Raw genomic sequence first — 20,240 nt, forward strand, 5'->3', positions numbered from 1 at the left:
GCGGCGCGCGGCCCGGCGCCTCGGGCCGCCGCTCCTGTCTGCGCCCCGCTCCGGCCCGGCCGCCGGCCGCCCGCCAGACGGCGAAGGTTGCCGAGAGGAAACCCGCTGTGGCTGGGGGGGTCGGCTCCGCGGCTTTACGCAGCCATCATGGGGCGAGCCTCGAAGATCGGGGCCCACATCGGGCCTTAGCGGGCAGGTCCACAGACTGCCCGAGTCGCCGCAAGCTTACGGGCCCCGATCTCTCACCCCATGACAGCTCCAGCCCAAAGCCGCTACGCCGACACCGTCCCAAGGGCGCGCTGGCCGAATCGTGGAGATCAGCCACCCGGAAGCAAACGCCTAATTACGACACCCAACACTTTAGCCATCCGCACGGGTACGGCATTCCCGATCTGACGTTCAATCGATCCATAATCCCCAATGAAGTCATAATTCGTGGGGAATGTCTGGATTGCGGCCGCTTCCCTGAGAGTGATTCCGCGATTCTCGGTAGGGTGGACAAACGACCCACACGCGGGAGTTGTGCATCTCGTCGTCATAGTTGGCGCCGGCTCACCCAGCTTGATTCGCCCATACGAAGCGGTCGCATTCCGCCTGGATAGATTCTTGTGGCAGTCAAGTTGGTGTTCCTCGGGCAGGTCAAAACGATTCCCACCCACGGGAATTGCGGCTATCCGGGCGCTAACCTTTGCGTTGTGCGTCCGATGCTTCCAGAGCGGGTCATCTGAGCGCTGCGTGGCAGCAACCTCGCGAAAGGCCGTCTGCGCGGACGCACTTGAAATATACTCCGGAACGATGGCGCCGATGTCATCAGGTAGCTGGAAGCGGCGCCCCCGAAGCGCAATCATGATAAGACGCTTACGACGCTGAGGAATACCGAAACGCGACGCCTCAAATTCGTATATCCGGCTCGCATATCCCAGCGCCGCCAGGGATTCACGAATCGAGCCGAGCCGAGCGTCGCGCGCCAGTCCGGGGACGTTCTCAAGCAGCACAGCCCGCGGCATGAACGCCCTGACGAAGCGGACAGTATGAAAAACTAGGTCGTTTCTTTCGTCATCCGCAAGTCCCTTGCCCGAGGCCAGCGTTGAGAAGCCCTGGCATGGGGGACACGTCTTGAGCAAGTCGAGTTCGCGGGGACCCAGACCAAGACTTCGACGAAGCGCCGAGGCGCTTACCGTACGAATGTCCGATTCGATCAGGTGCGTCCCGGGATGGTTTAGCCGGTATGTCTGAGCAGCGCTTCCGTCGACCTCGACCGCACCAAGCACATCGAAGCCAGCATCACGGAGCCCCCGAGTGGCTCCGCCGGCACCGGCGAACAGGTCGATAGCTGACGGCTTCACGCGGGGATGTTAGCGCAGCCGCAAGCTTGTTGACCATGGTTCGTCTCAGCTCTCGCTCTACAGGGTAGCGCGGGTGACGAACCGTCATGCAGCATGAAGGCTCGCACATCGACCTCAGGGGGGGACCATGTCCGACGCACCTCAGCTGCCGTTGGAGGAAGAAGTCGGGAGCCAGGGGGCTGCGACCGCCGAGCAGCATCCCTACACGATGAAGATCAGCCGACTGACCATCGACAAGTTGGGAATCAAGCTCTACGACCGCGTTTCCGCCGTTCTCGCTGAACTTATCTCGAACGCATATGACGCCGACGCCGAAGACGTCCAGATTTCATTGCCTTGGGGCGTCTTCCTCTACGACCCAAAACTTCCCACCGCCTCATCCCAGCTCGAAATCGTCATCAAGGATGACGGTCACGGGATGACACGAAGTGAGATGAACGAGCACTATCTGACGGTAGGGGCGGACCGTCGAACGCGACCGGACGGGGGCGATAGGTCGCGAGAGAAGCTGCGGCCCGTGATGGGCCGTAAGGGCATCGGTAAGCTAGCACCGTTCGGTATCTGTAAGACCGTCGAGATCATCTCGTCAGGCGGCGACGAAACAGACCAGGGGTATGCCACTTCGCATATCATTCTGCATCTCCCGGACATGCTCACGGATACTGATCGTGAATATCACCCCACGCCGGGCGCACTGGACGGGACCTGGTCTGAGAGTCACGGCACGACCGTGAAGCTCCGCGACTTCTCGCGCAAGCGCGTCCCCGCAAAGGAGGATCTGGATCGCCAACTGGCCGCACGCTTCGGATTGGAGCGCCACGACTGGAAGGTGTGTGTCACTGATTCTACCAATCCAAGGGATTCATTCGTCCTAGGTCGACTGATGGTTGACCTCATGCCAAATACGCGTATCGACCTCGACGGCAGGCCCGTCCCATTCAATGATACTTTCCTGCCCGTTAAGGGATATGTAGCCTACACCCTAAAGCCATACAAAGACGAGTACATGGCCGGCGTCCGAATCTACTCGCGCGGAAAATTCGTCGCAAAGACCCGAGAATTCGGCATCGGAGCTGGATTTACTGGCGAATTCAAGCTGCGCAGCTACATCGTAGGCGAGCTGCATGCCGAATGGCTTGACGATGACGAAGACTTGATCAGGTCCGATCGCCAAGACATCATCTGGTCGTCAGATCTAGGGGAAGCGCTTTCCGCTTGGGGGAAACAACTCGTGAAGGAGCTTGCTAAAAGGAGCGACGAAGCCGCTCGGCAGGAGAAGACGAAACTGTTCATGGAGAAGTCTGACCTGCCCGCAAAGCTCATGAGCACGGCTCCTGGGGATCCGATCTACCGCGAAGCGGTGACGGAGGCAGCGGAACTGCTGGTCAAGGACGTGGACCCCGATTCACTCAACAACCCAGAACAAGTTGAGAGAATCGCGAATCTTGCGGTTTCACTGGCTCCTCATCGAAGCCTACTCGAAGCCCTGCGCGAGGTGGCCAAGAGTACCGAAACCACGGTCGACGCCGTTATGGAGCTTTTCAAGAAGGCTCGCATCGCCGAGATGTACTCCTTGGGGCAGGTCGCCGCGGAAAGGCTTGAGGTGGTCGCCAAGCTCGAATCTCTGGTGGATGACCGAGCTACACTCGAACGTCCGCTACAGGAACTGATCGAGCAGGCTCCGTGGATCCTCGCGCCAGAGTGGACTCCTCTCGGCATGAATGAATCCCTGAAGCGAGTTCGATCCAGTTTCGAATCTTGGTACCGCAAGAATACGGGCATCCGCCTAGTCACCACCGCAATCGAAACTAAGGCGAAAGAGCCGGATTTCGTCCTACTCCACGATTCGGGAATTCTGTGGATCGTCGAGATCAAGCGGATGGGCTATCACCTAACTGACGCAGAGTTCCTAAACGCGCTAGGATATCTCGTTTCACTCAGCAACTTCCTGGACTCAAACCCAGAACTGGGTGATCAATTCCCTATTCGGCGACTCACTTTCGTCGTGGATCACGTTGACCGCCTCAACTATGCTTCAGCCTCGTCCTTGCAAAGCGACCCTCGCATTACACATCGCACGTGGCATGAGCTACTTGACTCGACGAAACGATCTCACAAGGACTTCCTTGCTCGCGTCGAAAGCACTCGCCATGAATGGGATGCGGCGGTCGAAGCTCCAACTCCCCTAGTCGGAGGACAGCGTCGCAGTCCGGAGGATGATGGCCGCCTGATTTAACCAAGTTCGCCAACCTATCGGCGGGGCTCTCTGGGTTACGGCGGCAGTACTGGATGAGTGGTGCCGTCCTCTGGTCCCTACGTCCTGAACGGACCATACGTGGACAAGAGTCGGCTCCGCCCAGCGGCCGAGGCCCTTGACCTGCAGCTTGATTTCGCAGCGAAAGGGCCTCCGGAGCCGTGTGCGCAGGGTCGGATCCTGCCGGGGGTACCTCACACAAGGCCAAGAGACCCCGCCGCCAGCCAAGGTCACCTGGCAGCCCCCGGTCGGCCGGGAGGGCGGGATGCACGTCGGGGCTGTCGGAGTGATGCTGGAGGGGGAGATCGTCCATGCCGTAGCAACGGGAGATTCCATGATGGACGACGTGAAGGCTGATCTGTACGCCCTGGACCTGAGTGACGCGGACTGGGTCACCAGCAGCTACACCAACAGGTGGACGAAGACGTGCGTGGAGGTTGCGGACCTCGGCGGAGGGGCCGTTGCGCTCTGGGATTCGCAGAACCCGGAACTGCCAGCGCTGCGGTTCACCGCGGAGGAGTGGGCGGCGTTTCGGCTCGGCGTCCGGGACGGCGAATTCTGACCCGTCGTAAATGACCGCTCCCCCAGTTCTGCTGGACGGACTGGTCCCGGCTCCACCACGCCTACGGCACAGTGGAAGATGTCGCTGGCCTGCTCGCTTCCGTGGGGGCGGAGGCGCAAATCCCCGGGTGGGACGATCTCTGGTCCCGGCTGTGCCCTCAGGGCGCCGTCTACTCGGCAAGGTCTGCGGCTCTGCCTGCTCCGGCCCGGCTGGTGCGTCAGTGGTCGGGGGCTGATCGACGGATGCCCCTGGTCCTGGCCAACCATGAGGATCCCCTGGTGAGCTGTGCCGCAGCGATCGCCGACCTCGTGGTGCTGATCGAGGAAGCCCTGCGGGACCCCTGACTCGTCGATACCCCCACGGACCACTTCTACTTGCTGGCCGCCCGCCTCATTTTGAGGGCGTCAACGTCTGGGCCCCCGAACCGCTTGCCAAGCCGAGGACTTCATTGTGTTCGGCGAGCACGGCCCCCTGTACATGAACGAGACTGCGGCGAGCTGGCTGCTGCCGCAGCCCCTCGCCGTGTCGACCCGCACTCCCGTGCGCTTGCGGACGGCCAGCCCGGCATCGCGCACAAGCTGACCTACGTCTGTGGCTCCGCGCCGTGCGCCCGCTGTGATGCGGGCTTCGGGTGACGGCTCAGTACTGACGGTCACGCCGTGAGGCGTCTCACATAAGTGCTATATCGGTGATATCGGGTGAACCCGGCAGCGGTCCGGCCAGATGTAGCCGACACCTCAACGTCCCGTTCCTGCACGGTTGGAGCCTGCGCTGCGCGCACCTCCCCGCACCGGCATACCCCATCGAATCAGACCAAGCAGTGACAAGTCCCACACGGGCATTCCCTTGCCCCGCGGGCGTCCTCGGAGTGAGATCGCGGGCAACGGCCGAACGTGGTCTAGTCCACTACGAGGAGCATCTATGCGCAGGATTCATGCGCGGCGGCGCACTGCGGTCGCCGCAGCTTGGATCACCAGCCTCACCAGTGTCGCAACAGCGGCAACACTTCTGTCCGGGTCCGCCGCCGTCGCCGCGCCCGTGCAGCCGGCGCCGGGGGCCAAGCCCGCGCCCGCTGCCGGGCAGGAGTCGAAGAACGCGGCCCACAACCTGATGACCACGGCGGAGTGCCGGGAGAAGTGGCAGATCGCCTGCTACTCCGCGAGCCAGTTCCGCCAGGCGTACGACCTCGAACCCCTGTACCGCGCGGGTATCACCGGCAAGGGCCGCACGATCGTCATCGTCGATCCGTTCGGCTCCCCCACCGTCCAGCACGACCTGGACGTCTACAGCGCCCGCTTCGGCATCAAGAGCACCCACGTCGACATCGTCAAGTGGGGCAAGGTCCCCCGCTTCGACACCAACGACCAGGACCAGATCGCCTGGGCCGGCGAGACCACCCTCGACGTCGAGATGGCGCACGCCGTCGCCCCCGACGCGCACATCGTCCTCGCGGAGACCGGCGTCGGCCGCATCGGGGACGGCACCACCGGCCTGCGGGAGGTCATGGACGCCGAGAAGGCCCTCATCGACCGCGGCGTGGGCGATGTGATCAGCCAGAGCTGGGGCGTGGCGGAGAACAGCTTCCCCGGCTTCAATCGGGGTGACTTCTCCAGCATCGAGAACCTGCGCTACGCCTTCAAGGACGCCCAGAAGCACGGGGTGACCCTCGTCGCCGCCTCCGGCGACAGCGGCGCCACCAACACCACGTCGGACGGCACATCCCACTACCCGTACCGGGTCAACGCCTGGCCGACCGCCGACCCGCTGGTGGTCTCCGTCGGAGGCACCCAGCTGCACCTGGACGCCAAGGGCGACCGCATCGCGCCGGACAGCGTCTACAACGACGCCGGTGCCGGCGGCGGCGGTCTGTCCCACGTCTTCTCCCGCCCCTCGTACCAGAACGGTGTGCAGCGGGTCGGCGACCACCGCGGCACCCCCGACCTGTCCATGTCCGCCTCGCTGAAGGGCGGCGCCTGGGTGTACTCCAGCTTCAACCCGAAGCGGGTCGGCTGGGACGTCTACGTCGGCACCAGCGAGGCCAGCCCGCTCTTCGCCGGCATCGTCGCGCTCGCCGACCAGGCCGCCGGGCACCGGCTGGGCGACATCCACCAGGCCCTGTACTCGCTGTACGCACGCTCCTCGACCGACCCGTCCACCGGGATCGTCGACGTGAAGGACGGTACGAACAACAGCTACGCGGGCGTCACCGGCTACACCGCGGTGAAGGGCTACGACATGGCGACCGGCGTCGGAACGATCGACGCGGCCCGCTTCGTCCCGGCCCTCGCCAAGGAGGGCTGACCGCATCCCGTCCCGCGGCGCGGGCCCTGGCGCAGCACTGCCAGGGCCCGCGCCGGCAGGTGTGGGCCGCTGTCAGGGGCCCGGGTGGAGGGCGATGGTCCAGGTGTGAACGGTGTGCCGGGTGGGATCACCTGGGTCGGGCTCGGCGATGACCGCGGTGATGCGGTCGCCGTCACGGCTCAACGCCCCTACGTGGACCGAGAGCCGGTGGGGGTCGACCGGCAGCAGTTCGGCGAGCACGGTGTCCTCCAGCCGGCGGTCCACGGCGCGCAGCGCCCCGGCGTCGAGGACCAGGATGGTGCCGTCCTCCAGGACCAGTGGCCGCGGGACCTGCGGGTCGGTGAGCTGCGGGCCGCGTTCGATGCCGCCGCCGGGCAGCAACCGGACCACCCGGCTGCGGGTCGGCAGGGCGCGGTCGGCCTCCACCACGCGGACGCCGGTGCCGACGACGTAGTGGCCGTAGCTGCGCCAGGAGTCCACGACGGTGCCGTCACGGTCGTGTTCCCAGGTGTCGAAGAACGAGTAGCCCTCCAGGCCGAGCAGGAAGCGGCCGCCGCGGAGGGCCGTGCCGCGCTCCCCGCGCAGTTCGGCGACGAGGGCGCCGTTCGCCAGGTCGAGCAGCAGGGCCGGGCCGAGGTTGCCCCAAGGCGTGTAGTCGAGGGAGTCCGTCGTGACCAGGACCCTGCCGCCGGAGATGTGGGCGGCGTTGGGACGTCCGGCGATGGGCTGGGTCCAACGGGTACGGCCCGAGGCGTCGACGCAGCCGATCTCCCCGACCGCGCCCTGGATGCGTACACCTTCCCGCCGTGCGAGCGGCTGTCCTTCGGCGCGGGCCCGCTCGTAGGGCGGTCGGCCGACCGTCCGTTCATGGTTCACCACCGTGGCCCGCCAGGGGGCCGGGGCCGCCCTCTGACTACGGCCGTTCTCCCCAGGGCTCGGCATGGCCGCGATACTAGTTCCCGCCCGGGCGAGGACGATACGACGCGGGGCGCTCCAGAACGCCCCCGGAAGCCGCGGCGGTGCCTCTCCGACTACGGGCCGCCGCCGGGCATCCCGGCGGCGGCCTTCGCGTACGCGTCAGGGGGCGGGGGTCCGTTCGGCCTGGTCGAAGAACTTCATGGCCATGAAGCCGTGCGCGTAGCCGCCACCCGCGCGCAGGGCGGCGGTGATCATGACGGTCTCCGCCAGCTCCCGCTGCGTCGCGCCCGCGGCGTGCGCGGCCTTGGTGTGGGCCTCGATGCAGTACGCGCACTGCGTGGTCAACGCCACCGCCACCGCCATGAGTTCGGTCCACTTGGGCGGGACGGCCTTGTCGCCGCCGCGCATGACCTGGGTGTCCCAGGCCATGAACGCCTTGAAGGCCTCCGGGGCGCCGGCGCGTATGTGCTTCGCGTACTGGTGGTCGGTGTGCTCGTGGTACGTCATGTCGGCTCCTGTCAGTACTGGTTGCGGCCGGCCCTGACGCCGCCGTCGGCGTCCCACGTCGCGCCGGTCACCCAGTCCGCCTGGCCGGACAGCAGGAACGCCACCGTGGGAGCGACGTCCTCCGGGTTCCCCACGCGGCCGAGGGGGTGGAAGGTGTTCAGCGCGTCGAGGGCGGCGGGGATCTCGTCCTTCGGGATGAACGCCTCGTAGATCGGCGTGCGGACCACCGCGGGCGCCACCGTGTTGACGCGGATGCCGTACGGCGCCAGCTCCATCGCCATGTGCTGGGTCAGGGAGTGCAGCCCGGCCTTCGCCACGGAGTACGCCGAGGACGGGGTGGCGGCCATGGCCTGGTGCGCCAGCATGCCGCCGATGTTGACGAAGGCCCCCTTGTCGCCGCGGGCGATCATGTTGCCGGCCACGGTCTGCGCGATGAAGTAGAAGGCCCGTGTGAGGGCCTGGTAGCGGTCGTAGTCCTCCTGCGTGTGCTCCAGGAACGCCTTCGGCTCGAAGATCCCGGCGGAGTTCACGAGCAGCGTGGCGTCGGCGTGGTCCTCGGTCAGCGTGCCGCGCAGCCGGTCCACGGCGGCGCGGTCGATCAGGTCGGCGGCCAGGCCCGTGGCGTCGCCGTGGCGGGACAGTTCGGCCACCGCCTTGGCGGCGCTCCTCTCGGAACGGCCCGTGACAACGGCGGTGCCGCCGCCCTCGACGACCAGGCGGGCGACGGCCAGCCCGATGCCGCTGGTGCCGCCGACGACGACGGCCTTCCGCCCGGTGAAGTCAAGGGTGCTGCTGGACATGACGTGCTCCTTGGTGCGTGGGGTGCGTGGGGGTGCACGGGGCCGCAGGGGCTCGCATCGCCCATGGGCGGGGACCGGGCGCTGCGCCCTTCCCGTGTGCTGGAGAGGTGTTCCGCCGGCGTCCGGGGACCGGAGTCGGTACGGCCGCGTCCAGGGGGAACGCCTCCGACAGTAGGGCGGCCCGCGGGACCCCGGTAGAGGATCTTGGCGAATGCGGGTATAGCGGTTGGTTATCACCCATAGGGAATAATCGTCTCCGTGAACATCGAGGCTTTGCGCTACGTCCAGGCCGTGTCACGGACCGGGTCCTTCAGCGCCGCCGCTCGGGCCTACGGCGTCACGCTCTTCGACCGCTCGCCGCGCGGGGCCAGGCCCACGGCGCACGGCGCGCGGATCCTGCCCCTGATCGACGACGTCCTCGACTCCCTCGACGTCCTGGTCGCCGACAGCAGGCGGCTGGCCGGCCCGGTCGCCGAGACGATCCGCCTGGGCGTGTCCCCGCTGATCGGCGCCGATCTGGTCGCCCGGGTCTTCCAGGCCGCCCGCTCCCTGGAGCGTCCACGCGACCTCGTCCTGCGCGAAGCGGACCTCGAACCGCTGAGCGGCGACCTGCGGGCGGGCCGCCTCGACATCGTCCTCGTGCCCGCCGTGGCCGGTCTGCCGGCGTTCCGGCACCGGGTCGTCGCACGGGAACCCGTGGTGGTGGTCGACCCCGTCGCCTCCGGCGACGACGACCCGGTCGAGCTGAAGGCCGTGGCGGACGCCACCTACATCCTCGGCCCCGGCACCTGCGGGCTGACCACCTTCACCACGGAGCTCTTCCGCGGCAGCGACCTGGCCCTGCACGCCTATCCCGGCGAGGCCGCCAGTTTCCGGGCGGTCGACGAATGGGCGGCGATGGGCCTGGGGTCGGCGCTGCTTCCCCGGTCCAAGGTCGCGCACGAGCATGCCAGTTGCCGCCCCCTCGTCCAGGCCGGGGCGCCCGTCGAAATCGCCTACGAGGCCGTGTGGGACTGCGACACCCCGCTCGGCGCCGACCTGGACGACCTGGTCACCGCCCTCGTCCGCTCCGGGGAGGCCCCAGAGGAATCGGGGAAGTAAGGGCCGGCGCACATTCCGGAATTCGGATTTCAGAAACGGCCGCCGATTTACATTCCCGGAATTCCCGGAAGGAAATCGCGGGCATGCGCCCGGAAGCGGACGGGTGTAAAATTTTGGGGTCAGATTCTTCGTGAGCGACAAAAGGCGAGCCGTTATGCAGTGCTACGACTGCGTGCTGGAGAGCCGTGCGACGACCGTGGCGGTCACCCTCGATCCGGCCATCGCCGTGGCCGCCTGCGCCCGCTGCGGGGCCGGCATCTGCGGCGGGCACCTGCATGTCTCCGGCGCCCCGGTCACCGGCCACGCGGGCGCCTCCGCCCCGGCCGTCGAGGCCCGGCGGCTGACCTGCGGAGTCTGCTACGCCGCCGAGCGTGCGGCCGAGAGCCGCGCGTGAGCGCCGCGGCGTCGTGACCCCCGTGCCCCGGGCGGGCACCCGCCGGCCGCCTTCTTCCGGATTCCTCTTCCCCGAAGGTGAAAGAAATGGATCTGAAGCTCGAAGCTATCGTGCTGCCCGTCTCCGACGTCGACCGGGCCAAGCGTTTCTACGAGGCGGCGGGATTCCGTCTGGACGTCGACAACACGTTCAGCGACGAATACCGGCTGGTCCACATGACGCCGCCCGGGTCGCAGTGCTCCATCATCTTCGGCAAGGGAACGATCTCCACCGCCCCCGGCACGGTCCAGGGCCTGTACCTCATCGTCGCGGACGTCGAGAAGGCCCGCGAGGAACTCGTCGGCCGCGGCGTCGGGATGAGCGAGGTGTTCCACGACGCCGGAGGCCTTCTCCACCACGGGCACGAGGGCGGGGAGGCCGTCCACCGCGGTGCGGGCCAGGAACGGATCGAGGGTCCCGAACCCGGCCGCACCTCCTACGCCTCGTACGCCACCTTCAGCGACCCGGACGGCAACGGCTGGTTGCTCCAGGAGATCACGGAGCGCCTGCCCGGCCGCTGACACCGCGGCGGCCGGCCGCCGTCAGTCCTCCGCGACCCGGATGATCGTCCTGCCCTGGACGCTCCGGTCCGGCGCGAAGGCCGCGGCCGCCTCGGCCAGCGGGCGGACGGCGCCCACCCGCACCGACAGGCGCCCGTCCAGGACGCGCTGCGCCAGGTCCGCGAGGCGCGCGCGGTCGGGTTCGACGACGAAGAACAGCGCCCGCCCGTCCTCGGGCCGGACGGTGGGCGGCTCCGCGATGGTGACGACCGTGCCGCCGACGCGCACGAGCGCGGTCGAGCGGGCGAGGACGTCGCCGCCGATCACGTCGAAGACCACGTCCACCTCCCCGGCGTCCGCGAGTTCGCCGGCGTCGAGGTCCAGGAAGACGTGCGCGCCCAGCGCGAGCGCGGTGTCCCGGTCGGCGGCCCGGCCGGTGCCGATCACGCGCGCCCCCGCCTCGTGCGCGAGTTGCACCGCGACCGAGCCGACGGCGCCCGCGGCGCCGTGGATCAGCACGGTCTGACCGGTCGTGAGCCGCGCGTGGTCGAACAGGCCCTGCCAGGCGGTCAGTCCGGAGATCGGCAGCGCGGCCGCCACGGTGTGGTCGACGTCGGCGGGGAGCGCGGCGAGGTTGCGGGCCTCCACGGCGACGTACTCGGCGAGCGAGCCGTCGCGGGCCCAGTCGGTCAGTCCGAAGACCCGCTGGCCGACCGTGACGCCGGTGGTTCCGTAGCCGAGGGCCGCCACGACACCCGAGACCTCGTGCCCGGGCACGGTCGGGGTGCGGTCGCGGCCGGCCCGGTCGGACCACGTCGCCGGCCAGTCGAGTTCCCCGCGGGTGAAGCCTGCGGCGTGCACGCGGACGACGACGTCGTTCTCGGCGGCGTGGGGGTACGGCAGGTGGGCCAGGGCCAGTCCGCCGAGGCCTGCCTCGCGGTCCGACGTGGTGAGGGCTTGCATGGCTGCTCCTGTGTCCGGTAGTCAGTGGATGTTCGCTGTGGCGGAGTCGGCTGTCGCGGGTGTCCGGGCCGAGCGGGCATCCCGTGCGTGGGCGAGGGCGACCGCCGACAGCACGCCGACGAACCCGATGAAGGCAAAGCTCGTGGTCCTCAGTCCCCAGGCGGGCGCCAGGAGTCCGGCCGCGAGCGCCGGAAGGCTCAGGGCCGCGTAACTGACGACGTAGACGGCCGAGAACACCTGCGAGCGCGAGTCCGCGGTGGTGACCGCGCCGATCGCGCGGAGGTTCCCGTTGAACGTCATCCCCGATCCCAGGCCCGCGAGGACGGCACCGCACGCGAAGCCGGCCGCCGACGACGCCGCGACCGCCGCCGCCAGTCCCGCCGCCCCGAGGACCAGGAGGGCCGCCCCCAGCAGTGTCGCCGACCGTGCCGTGCGGCGCAGCGACCACACGCCGCCCACCGCGCCGGCCAGGAACAGCGCCGCGATGTCGAGGCCGCCCGCCGCGCCCCAGGTCACGTGCAGGACGCCGGTGACCAGGGACGGGGTCAGCGCGAGGAACAGCCCCGTCACGGCCCAGCCCGCGACGAGGGCGGGCACGGCGGCCAGGAACCGGGTCCGGGCCGCCGGGGGAACGCGCGGGCCCCGGTGGCGGGCGGCCGTCGCGGCGGCCCCCGGCGCGGCCGTCTCGGGGATCAGCAGGACCAGTCCCGCCAGGACGAGGAAGGCGGCGGTGAGGGGGGCGAAGACGTACGTGTCGGGGTGGGCGAGGTGACTCACCATCAGCCCGACCACCGCGGCGCCGGCGGCCAGCCCGGTGTTCGTGCCGACCGACGTCACCGTGGTCCCCGCGTGCGGGCGTCCCGCGGGCGAGAACTCGACCAGCCCCGCGGCCAGGCCGCTCGTGGCCGTTCCCGTGGCGACGCCCTGCACCACCCGCGCGGCGACCAGGGACGGGGCGCCGTTCGCCGTCCAGAACAGGGCGGTGCTCACGGCGGCCAGCAGGAGCGCCGCGAACAGGACCGGGCGGCGTCCGAGGCGGTCGCTCAGGGGTCCCAGGGTCAGCAGGGCGGCGAGCAGGCCCGCGACGTACACGGCGAAGACGACCGTCACCATGGTGACCGAGAGTCCCCAGCGCTCCCGGTACAGCGGATAGAACGGCGAGGGCGCGCTCGCGGTCGCCATCATCACCACGGTGGCGACCGCCAACACGGTGAAGCCGGCCGGCCGGCCCGGACGGCGGCGGTCGCGCACGGGAGCCGACGGTGTCATCGGATGTCCTCCGGTTTCCCCGGCGTCAATTCGGCCAGGGCGCGTCGACGATGCGCTCGACCATCGAGGTGCGATGGAATCCCGGGACAAAGCGTTCGAGGATGTCCGCATTGATCGTCCCGTAAGTGGTGTCCGGGCGGTTCTTGAGCCCGTCGACGAATGCCTGGAGGAATCCCTTCTTGAATTCTCCGCGCGGATGGGCGGCGACGATCTCGTCCACCTGCCCGGCGTCCAGCCTGTCCAGTCCCCAGCCGAGCACGTCGGTGAGGACGCCGTAATTCATGGCGGCCGTCACCGGGCCCATCCGGCTGGGGATGCCGGGCGTCGTGTGCAGCGCGATCGCCGTCCAGACGACCTCGGCGGCGCTGTGCGGGAACCCGCGGGCGAGCAGGAACGCGCGGGCGTGGTCGGCGCCGTCGAGCTCGAAGCGCTGCTCCGCGTCGGAGAACGGCGTCGCGAGCCCGGTGTCGTGGAACATCGAGGAAATGAAGAGCAGCTCCGGATCGGGCCGGAGACCGAGATCGCGGGCGTGCAGGGACGCGAAGAGGAAAACGCGATGGGAGTGGTGGACGATGAGGGGGCCGGCCGATTCCCGGAGGAATGCGGTGGCCTCCGCCACTGCCGCGGTGTCGGGTGTTTCGATGCTTGCGATGGTGTCGGTCATGGTGCATGCGCTTTCGATGAGACAGTGGAGACGCTGAGAAGTGGGCAGTGCCTCTGTTGTCCACGATGCCGAGCGCGCGGCTCCGCCGCCGCCTCGGTCCGGCCAGGAACCACTCGAATACCGACATCACCACCACCGAGGAGCGGGACTGTGAGCTCCGGGACGCACCGGGTCGCGATCCTCGTCTACGACGGGGTCGCACTGCTGGACGTGGCCGGGCCGGCGGAGGTGTTCGGCGAGGCGAACCGGCTGGGCGCGGACTACCGCATCGTGCTGCTGTCGACGACCGGGGCCGACGTCGCCTCGTCGATCGGCATCCGGATCGCCGTCGACGGCGGCCCCGCCGCGGAGCCGGACCCGGACACGTTCATGATGCCGGGCGGGATCGTCTATCCCAGGACGCCCATTACGCCGGACCTGGTCGAGGCCGCGAAGGAGCTCGCGGGCCGGGCCGGGCGGGTCGCGTCGGTCTGCTCGGGGGCGTTCGTCCTGGGCGCCGGCGGGCTGCTGGACGGCAAGCGGGCGACGACCCACTGGAAGGTCGCACGCGAACTCGCCGCCCGACACCCGAGGGTCAGCGTCGATCCCGACGCCATCTATGTGCGCGACGGCAGCACGTACACCTCGGCGGGTGTCACCGCGGGCATCGACCTGGCGCTGGCCCTCGTCGAGGAGGACCACGGGCCGGAGGTCAGCCGGAAGGTGGCCCGCGCCCTGGTGGTCTACCTGCAACGGGCGGGCGGGCAGTCGCAGTTCTCCGCGCCCCTGGAGGGCCCGCCGCCCCGGTCCCCGGCCCTGCGCAGCATCGTCGACCTGGTGACGGCCGATCCCGCGGGGAACCACTCCCTCGGTGAACTCGCCGGGCACCTCAACCTCAGCCCCCGCCATCTCACCCGGCTGTTCCGGACGGAGCTGGCCACCACCCCGGCCCGCTACGTCGAGGCGATCCGGTTCGACATCGCGAAGAACCTGCTCGACCAGGGGCACACCGCGACGCAGGCCGCGCTGCTGGCCGGGTTCCCGAGTTACGAGAGTCTCCGGCGGGTCTTCGCACGGGAGTTGTCCATCAGCCCCGCCGCGTACCAGCGCCGCTTCAGCAGCGCCCGGCGCGGCCGGTAGGACGGGCGGGCCGCCGCAGGGGCCGCGGCAGGCCGTAGGCTCACCCGCCGTGGCTTCTCGGGACGGGCAATCGACGTACGCACGACGGGACTTCGGCCGCCTGTGGGCGGCCTATGCCGTGAGCGCGGCGGGCAGCGCGGTCGGTTCCGGGGCGCTGCCGCTGGTCGCGGTGGTGGCCCTGGACGCCCCGGCGTCCCAGGTCTCCCTGCTCGCGGCGCTGTCCGCGGTCGTGGCGGCCGCGGTCACCCTGCCGCTGGGGGTACGGATCGAGCACCGGCGGAAACGCCCCGTCATGATCGCGGCGGATCTGCTGCGGTTCGCAGCGCTGCTCAGCGTCCCGGTCGCGGCGGTCCTCGGCGTCCTCACCTTCGTCCAGTTGTGCGTGGTGGGCGTCGTACAGGCGACGGCGGCGATCGCCTTCAGGGCGGCGAGCACCGCACACCTCAAAGGGCTCGTCCCACCTGAGGACCGGCTCCGGGCGGCCGCGCGGCTGGAGTCGACCGACTGGCTCAGCCTGAGCGTGGGGCCGCCGGTCGGCGGGCTGCTCGTCGGCGTCTTCGGGGCGACGGTGTCGATGGGCGTCGACGCGGTCTCCTTCCTGCTGTCCGCGCTGGGGGTCGGCAGGATCCGGCGCCCGGAGCCGGAGCCCCCGGTGCCTGCGGCGGCCTCGGGGCGGACACGTGAACTCCTCGCCGGCTGGCGGTACATCGCCGCGCATCCGGGCCTGCGCCCGCTCTTCTGGAACGCGCTGCTCTTCAGCGGGGCCGTCATGATGAGCAGCCCGCTGCTGGCCGTCCTGATGCTCCGGGAACTGCACTTCACACCGTGGCAGTACGGGCTGTCGCTCGGACTGCCGTGCCTCGGCGGGGTCCTGGGGTCCCGCCTCACCGCCCCTGTCTCGCGCCGGCTCGGCGCACACCGGCTCCTGCTGCTGTTCGGCGTGGTGCGGACGCCCTGGCTCGTCCTGCTCGCCTGGGTGCCGCCCGGAACCGCGGGCCTGGCCGTCCTCGTCGCGGCCGACACCTGCCTGCTGACGGCCGCCGGCGTCTTCAACCCCTCGTTCGCCGCCTACCGCATGTCCGCGACGGACGACCACCTCATGGTGCGCGTGGTCACGGCGTGGTCGGCCGGCACCAGGACCGCCCAGCCGCTGGGGCTGGCCGTCGGCGCAACCGCCGCCGCCCTGGCCGGAGTCCGCTTCGCCGTCCTCCTCGCCGGCGTGCTCTGCCTCGGCAGCGCCCTGCTCCTGCCCTGGCGCGCCTTCCGGTCCCCCGGCGCCGGGACGGCCGCGGCCGGGCCGCGCGGGCAGAAGACGGCGAAATCCGCCGGGGCCTGACCGGGACACGGTCGTGCCGCATCCTGGAACCGCACCCCGCGGCGACGGGGGCGGGGAGGGGCGGGACGTGGACGAACAGGTCGTGGCGGCGGCGGTGTCGGGGCTGGTGGCGTTGGTGGTGGGCGCCGGGACGGGGTGGCTGACGTGGGCGCAGATCCGGCGCGAGCGGGAGAAGTGGCGGACGGACCTCAAGACCGCGTGGGCGCTGGAGGTGCACAAGGCCCGTCTCGCGGCGTACCCGCGGGCGTTCGAGGTGCTGCGGGCGCTGTCCACGCTCGACGGCGCCGTGGCGCCCGAGGCGGCCGGCGAGGTCGCGCGCGAACTCAACGACTGGCTGTACTCGGCGGGCGGGCTGTGTGCCGACCGGACGACACGCGGCGCGCTGCTCGGGCTGCGGGCGGGCTGCGACGCGTGGCGGCGGACCGGGGAGCAGCCCCCTGACCTCTACCGGTGGCGGGATCTGACGATGGTGCACCTGCGCCGGGACCTCGACGTCCGGGGTCTGGAGTCGTACGACTTCACCCCGGGCGCGACCCTGCTGCGCACCTTGGAGGAGGAGTTGGCGCCCCCGCCACGGCGGAGGTTCAGGGGGCGTCGTTCCGCATCCGGCCGTCCGTGGTGAGCGGCTGCGCGGGCGGGCGATCCGGATGTAGGTTAGGTTAGGCAAACCTAAGCTGACCTTCGTGAGTGGAGATCCGGATGCGCAGCATGTTCCACGCCGCCCTCGCCGCGCCCCTGGCGCCGTCCAGCGCCGAGCGCATCCGGTCGGTCCTCGCCTCGGCGCACTCGATGACCGTGGTCACCGCCGACGGTCGCGCGGAGGTCTCCCGGCTCACCGCCGCCGACCTGGCCGGCCACCTCCATCTGCACCCCCTGGACACGGCCCTCCCCCGCCCCGAATCGGTGGCCGCCGCACTGGAGTTCACCGACGTCGCCCCCACCCCGGTCCGCGAACGGGTGCGCGCCCGCGTCACCGTGACCGGCCGGCTGGCCGCCCCCTACCGCGCCGACGCGGCCGACAGCCAGTGCATGGAGTTCGCCCAGGCCGTCCTGGAGACCGGGGACGGACGCAGCACGGTCGAGCTGGAGGAGCTGGTCGCGGCGGCCGCCGACCCGCTGGCCACATGCGAGGCCGGCATGCTCACGCATCTGCTCGACGACCACAACGAGCTCGTACCGCTGCTGATGCGCCTGGTGCGGCCGCTGCCCGCGCCCGGGGCGCAGCGCGTGCTCCCGCTGGCCGTCGACCGGTACGGCATCACCCTGCGCATCGAGTACCCCCGCGTCCACCGCGACGTGCGGCTGCCGTTCGCGTCGCCGATGGACAGCGCCGACCAGGCCGGGGGCCGCATCCAGGCGCTGCTGAGCGGTGCGCGCCGCTCCTCCCACCTCGGCCGCCTGATGCCGGGGTGGTGAGCCGCCCCGCGCTGTCACATCGGCCTGCTTGGCTTCGTCATGGCCCCGACGGGAGACGAGGAGGGAAGGTCGCCGATGGACGACGAGGAGTTCCTGGCCCGGCGCTTCGAGGAGAACCGGCCGCACCTGCGGGCGGTGGCCTACCGCATGCTGGGCTCGCTGAGCGAGGCGGACGACGCCGTGCAGGAGGGATGGCTGCGGCTCAGCCGCACCGGGGCGGACGGCATCGCCAACCTGGGCGGCTGGCTGACCACGGTCGTCGGCCGGGTGTGCCTGGACATGCTGCGCACGCGGACCTCGCGGGGCGAGCGGCCGCTGGAGGTCCGGGTGCCCGATCCGGTGGTGGCCCCGCAGGACGGCCCGGGGGACCCGGAGCACGAGGCGCTGCTCGCGGACTCGGTGGGGCTGGCGCTGCTCGTGGTGCTGGAGACGCTGACGCCGGCGGAGCGGCTGGCGTTCGTGCTGCACGACATGTTCGCGGTGCCGTTCGAGGAGATCGCGCCGATGGTGGGGCGCACCCCGGCCGCCGCCCGCCAGCTGGCCAGCCGGGCGCGCCGCCGGGTGCGGGGCCAGGCGCCGGTGCCCGACGCGGACCTGGCGCGGCAGCGCGAGGTGGTCGGCGCCTTCATGGCGGCGTCCCGGGCGGGGGACTTCGAGGCGCTGGTGGGGCTGCTCCACCCGGACGTGGTGCTGCGGGCGGACACCGGGGCGGGTGGGTCCGGGCCGGCGCCGACGGCACGCGGGGCGCGCACGGTGGCCGGGCGGGCGATGCTGTTCCGGCGCTTCGCGGCGCACACGCGCCTCGCGCTGGTGAACGGCGCGTACGGCATCGTCACGGCGCCGGAGGGGCGGCTGACGGCGGTCATGAGCCTGACGATCAGCGGGGGGCGGATCGTGGAGATCGACATCCTGGCCGACCCCGCGCGGCTGGAGGCCCTGGAGCGGTCCGGCCTCGCCACGTTCGACTAATAGCCCAAACGTTCGAATAAGGAGTTACGCTGGATCCATGACCGCACCGCTGCAGGGCTCGCTCTTCGACCAGACCGACGACATCCGTCTCGGCCCGCTGGACGGCGTGCGGCGGACGGTCCTCGGCGCCGGCGCCTGGATCGACCTGCTGCCCGGCTGGCTCCGGGGGGCCGACGCCCTCTTCGAGGACCTGGCCGGCTCCGTCCCGTGGAAGGCCGAGCGGCGGCAGATGTACGAGCGCGAGGTCGACGTCCCGCGCCTGCTCTGCCACTACGCGGAGGGCGCGCCGCTGCCGCACGCCGCCCTCGGCCAGGCCCGGGACGCCCTCGACGCGCACTACGCCCGCGAACTCGGCGAGTCCTTCGTCACAGCCGGGCTCTGCTACTACCGCGACGGACGCGACAGCGTCGCCTGGCACGGCGACCGCACGGGGCGGTCCGCGACCCACGACACGATGGTCGCGATCCTCTCCGTCGGCGACCCCCGCGATCTCGCGCTCCGGCCGCGCGGCGGCGGCGCGGCAGCGCTGCGGCTGCCGCTCGGGCACGGCGATCTGGTCGTCATGGGCGGTTCGTGCCAGCGCACTTGGGAGCACGCGGTACCCAAGAGCACGCGTGCGGTGGGCCCGCGGATCAGCATCCAGTTCCGGCCGCGCGGCGTGCGCTAGTCCGCGCGCCGGGCTCCTCCTCCGGCCCCGGCAGGCCCGTACGGGCTCGTGCCGGGGCCGCGCCGTGACGGCTCCGAAGGGGCCGCCGGAGCGCTCGCCCGCGGGGCCCGGCGTAGCCGATGTCACATCCCGTCCCGTACATCCGTGCGCCCACACTGGTCAGCCGAGCCGGCCTTCGGCTACCAGGAAATGGGCGGACACAAATGGGACATATACGAATATCCCGGCGCTTCTGGGCCGCTTCGGTGGTCGCCGGCCTGGCGGTTCCCGCGGTCGTGGCGGCCGGAGCCGGGAACGCCGTCGCCGCGTCGCCCCAGCCGGTTTGCGTCTCGGGCAAGCCCGGACTGGCGGCGAAGCTGCAGCGGGACATCGCAGCGTCCCTCAAGGGCAGGACCGCCCTCACCGCGCTGTCCCTGCACGACCGCACGACGAACACCGTGTGCACGCTCCGGGCGGACCAGGCGTTCGACTCCGCCAGCACCGTCAAGGTCACCGTCCTGGCGACGCTGCTGCGCGACGCCACGCAGCACGGCCGCTACCTCACCGCGCGGGAGACCGGTCTCGCGTCGAAGATGATCACGCAGTCGGACAACGACGCGACGAGCACGCTGTGGAAGCAGCTCGGCCCGGACAAGATCAAGGGCTTCCTGTCCGCGGCCGGGATGACCCGGACCGTGCCCGGCGCGGGCGGCTACTGGGGCCTGACGCAGATCACGGCCGGCGACGAGCAGAAACTGCTGGACCTGGTCACGGCGCACAACCGCGTGCTCAACGACAACGCGCGCGCCTACACCCTCAAGCTGATGAGCAAGGTCATCTCCTCGCAGCGCTGGGGCACCCCGGCGGGAGCGCCCGCCACCGCCGTGGTCCACGTCAAGAACGGCTGGCTCCCCCGCGCCACGCACGGCTGGCGGGTGCACAGCCTCGGCGCCTTCACCGGCGGCGGTCACGACTACAGCCTCGCGGTGCTCACCCACGACAACGCGACCATGGCCTCCGGCGTCGCCACCGTCGAGGCGGTGGCCCGCGCGGTCCACAAGGACCTCAGCCCCGCGGGCTGACAGCCGTACAAACCGCGGGCCCCTGCCCGCACGACGGCGGACAGGGGCCCATTG

At 70.3% G+C, this 20,240-nt stretch carries 20 protein-coding genes; 13 read left to right on the plus strand and 7 right to left on the minus strand.

Annotated elements, in window-relative coordinates; genetic code table 11:
• Window positions 1-317: 317 nt before the first annotated feature.
• Window positions 318-1,346: a DNA cytosine methyltransferase gene (locus ABZ883_RS18270; RefSeq protein ID WP_360907014.1), complete on the minus strand. Its 1,029-nt coding sequence runs from the start codon at window positions 1,344-1,346 to the stop codon at window positions 318-320.
• Between the two features lie 127 nt (window positions 1,347-1,473).
• On the opposite strand from ABZ883_RS18270, the gene ABZ883_RS18275 reads away from it, so the two are divergent.
• The 3 genes from ABZ883_RS18275 (at window position 1,474) to ABZ883_RS18285 (ending at window position 6,463) form a co-directional block, all read left to right on the plus strand.
• The gene (locus ABZ883_RS18275) at window positions 1,474-3,582 is read left to right on the plus strand and encodes an ATP-binding protein (protein ID WP_360907016.1); all 2,109 of its coding nucleotides are present in this window, start codon (window positions 1,474-1,476) and stop codon (window positions 3,580-3,582) included.
• 283 nt (window positions 3,583-3,865) lie between these two features.
• Window positions 3,866-4,162: a DUF397 domain-containing protein gene (locus ABZ883_RS18280; protein WP_360907018.1), complete on the plus strand. Its 297-nt coding sequence runs from the start codon at window positions 3,866-3,868 to the stop codon at window positions 4,160-4,162.
• A 921-nt stretch (window positions 4,163-5,083) separates the two neighbouring features.
• Window positions 5,084-6,463: a S53 family peptidase gene (locus tag ABZ883_RS18285; RefSeq protein WP_360907020.1), complete on the plus strand. Its 1,380-nt coding sequence runs from the start codon at window positions 5,084-5,086 to the stop codon at window positions 6,461-6,463.
• 72 nt (window positions 6,464-6,535) lie between these two features.
• On the opposite strand, the gene ABZ883_RS18290 is transcribed toward ABZ883_RS18285, so the two are convergent.
• From ABZ883_RS18290 to ABZ883_RS18300, 3 genes are all read right to left on the minus strand, one after another.
• Window positions 6,536-7,342, minus strand: coding sequence for a hypothetical protein (locus tag ABZ883_RS18290; protein ID WP_360907022.1), 807 nt, complete (start codon window positions 7,340-7,342; stop codon window positions 6,536-6,538).
• Window positions 7,343-7,540: 198 nt separating this feature from the next.
• Window positions 7,541-7,888 carry a carboxymuconolactone decarboxylase family protein gene (locus ABZ883_RS18295; RefSeq protein ID WP_360907024.1) on the minus strand — a complete coding sequence of 116 codons (348 nt, stop codon included), beginning with the start codon at window positions 7,886-7,888 and terminating at the stop codon, window positions 7,541-7,543.
• Between the two features lie 11 nt (window positions 7,889-7,899).
• On the minus strand, window positions 7,900-8,688 hold the full coding sequence (locus tag ABZ883_RS18300; RefSeq protein ID WP_360907025.1) for an SDR family oxidoreductase: 789 nt from the start codon (window positions 8,686-8,688) through the stop codon (window positions 7,900-7,902).
• Window positions 8,689-8,946: 258 nt separating this feature from the next.
• On the opposite strand from ABZ883_RS18300, the gene ABZ883_RS18305 reads away from it, so the two are divergent.
• The 3 genes from ABZ883_RS18305 (at window position 8,947) to ABZ883_RS18315 (ending at window position 10,743) form a co-directional block, all read left to right on the plus strand.
• Window positions 8,947-9,789, plus strand: a complete 843-nt coding sequence (locus ABZ883_RS18305; protein ID WP_360907027.1) for a LysR family transcriptional regulator — start codon at window positions 8,947-8,949, stop codon at window positions 9,787-9,789.
• A gap of 154 nt (window positions 9,790-9,943) precedes the next feature.
• Complete coding sequence (locus ABZ883_RS18310; protein WP_360907029.1) at window positions 9,944-10,183, plus strand: hypothetical protein; 240 nt, start codon at window positions 9,944-9,946, stop codon at window positions 10,181-10,183.
• Window positions 10,184-10,269: 86 nt separating this feature from the next.
• The gene (locus tag ABZ883_RS18315) at window positions 10,270-10,743 is read left to right on the plus strand and encodes a VOC family protein (protein ID WP_360907031.1); all 474 of its coding nucleotides are present in this window, start codon (window positions 10,270-10,272) and stop codon (window positions 10,741-10,743) included.
• A 21-nt stretch (window positions 10,744-10,764) separates the two neighbouring features.
• Here the strand turns inward: ABZ883_RS18315 and ABZ883_RS18320 are convergent, their stop codons facing one another.
• From ABZ883_RS18320 to ABZ883_RS18330, 3 genes are read right to left on the minus strand one after another with little or no spacing between them, the layout of a single operon-like run.
• A complete protein-coding gene (locus ABZ883_RS18320; protein ID WP_360907033.1) occupies window positions 10,765-11,685 on the minus strand; it encodes an NADP-dependent oxidoreductase in 921 nt (306 codons plus the stop codon).
• A 21-nt stretch (window positions 11,686-11,706) separates the two neighbouring features.
• Window positions 11,707-12,954, minus strand: coding sequence for an MFS transporter (locus ABZ883_RS18325; RefSeq protein WP_360907036.1), 1,248 nt, complete (start codon window positions 12,952-12,954; stop codon window positions 11,707-11,709).
• Between the two features lie 25 nt (window positions 12,955-12,979).
• Complete coding sequence (locus tag ABZ883_RS18330; RefSeq protein WP_360907039.1) at window positions 12,980-13,618, minus strand: HD domain-containing protein; 639 nt, start codon at window positions 13,616-13,618, stop codon at window positions 12,980-12,982.
• 150 nt (window positions 13,619-13,768) lie between these two features.
• On the opposite strand from ABZ883_RS18330, the gene ABZ883_RS18335 reads away from it, so the two are divergent.
• The 7 genes from ABZ883_RS18335 (at window position 13,769) to ABZ883_RS18365 (ending at window position 20,186) form a co-directional block, all read left to right on the plus strand.
• Window positions 13,769-14,737 carry a GlxA family transcriptional regulator gene (locus ABZ883_RS18335; RefSeq protein WP_360907041.1) on the plus strand — a complete coding sequence of 323 codons (969 nt, stop codon included), beginning with the start codon at window positions 13,769-13,771 and terminating at the stop codon, window positions 14,735-14,737.
• 49 nt (window positions 14,738-14,786) lie between these two features.
• Window positions 14,787-16,073: an MFS transporter gene (locus tag ABZ883_RS18340; protein ID WP_360907043.1), complete on the plus strand. Its 1,287-nt coding sequence runs from the start codon at window positions 14,787-14,789 to the stop codon at window positions 16,071-16,073.
• 67 nt (window positions 16,074-16,140) lie between these two features.
• Entirely contained in the window at window positions 16,141-16,695 is a 555-nt protein-coding gene (locus tag ABZ883_RS18345) for a hypothetical protein (protein ID WP_360907045.1), read from the plus strand.
• A 77-nt stretch (window positions 16,696-16,772) separates the two neighbouring features.
• Complete coding sequence (locus tag ABZ883_RS18350; protein WP_360907047.1) at window positions 16,773-17,489, plus strand: DUF2470 domain-containing protein; 717 nt, start codon at window positions 16,773-16,775, stop codon at window positions 17,487-17,489.
• A gap of 75 nt (window positions 17,490-17,564) precedes the next feature.
• On the plus strand, window positions 17,565-18,458 hold the full coding sequence (locus ABZ883_RS18355; protein WP_360907049.1) for a sigma-70 family RNA polymerase sigma factor: 894 nt from the start codon (window positions 17,565-17,567) through the stop codon (window positions 18,456-18,458).
• A 37-nt stretch (window positions 18,459-18,495) separates the two neighbouring features.
• Window positions 18,496-19,125, plus strand: a complete 630-nt coding sequence (locus ABZ883_RS18360; protein WP_360907051.1) for an alpha-ketoglutarate-dependent dioxygenase AlkB — start codon at window positions 18,496-18,498, stop codon at window positions 19,123-19,125.
• A gap of 203 nt (window positions 19,126-19,328) precedes the next feature.
• Window positions 19,329-20,186, plus strand: coding sequence for a serine hydrolase (locus ABZ883_RS18365; protein WP_360907053.1), 858 nt, complete (start codon window positions 19,329-19,331; stop codon window positions 20,184-20,186).
• The last annotated feature ends 54 nt before the right edge of the window (window positions 20,187-20,240 follow it).

The organism is Streptomyces sp. NPDC046977, assembly GCF_040644455.1.
In the GTDB taxonomy this organism is placed as follows: Bacteria; Actinomycetota; Actinomycetes; order Streptomycetales; family Streptomycetaceae; genus Actinacidiphila.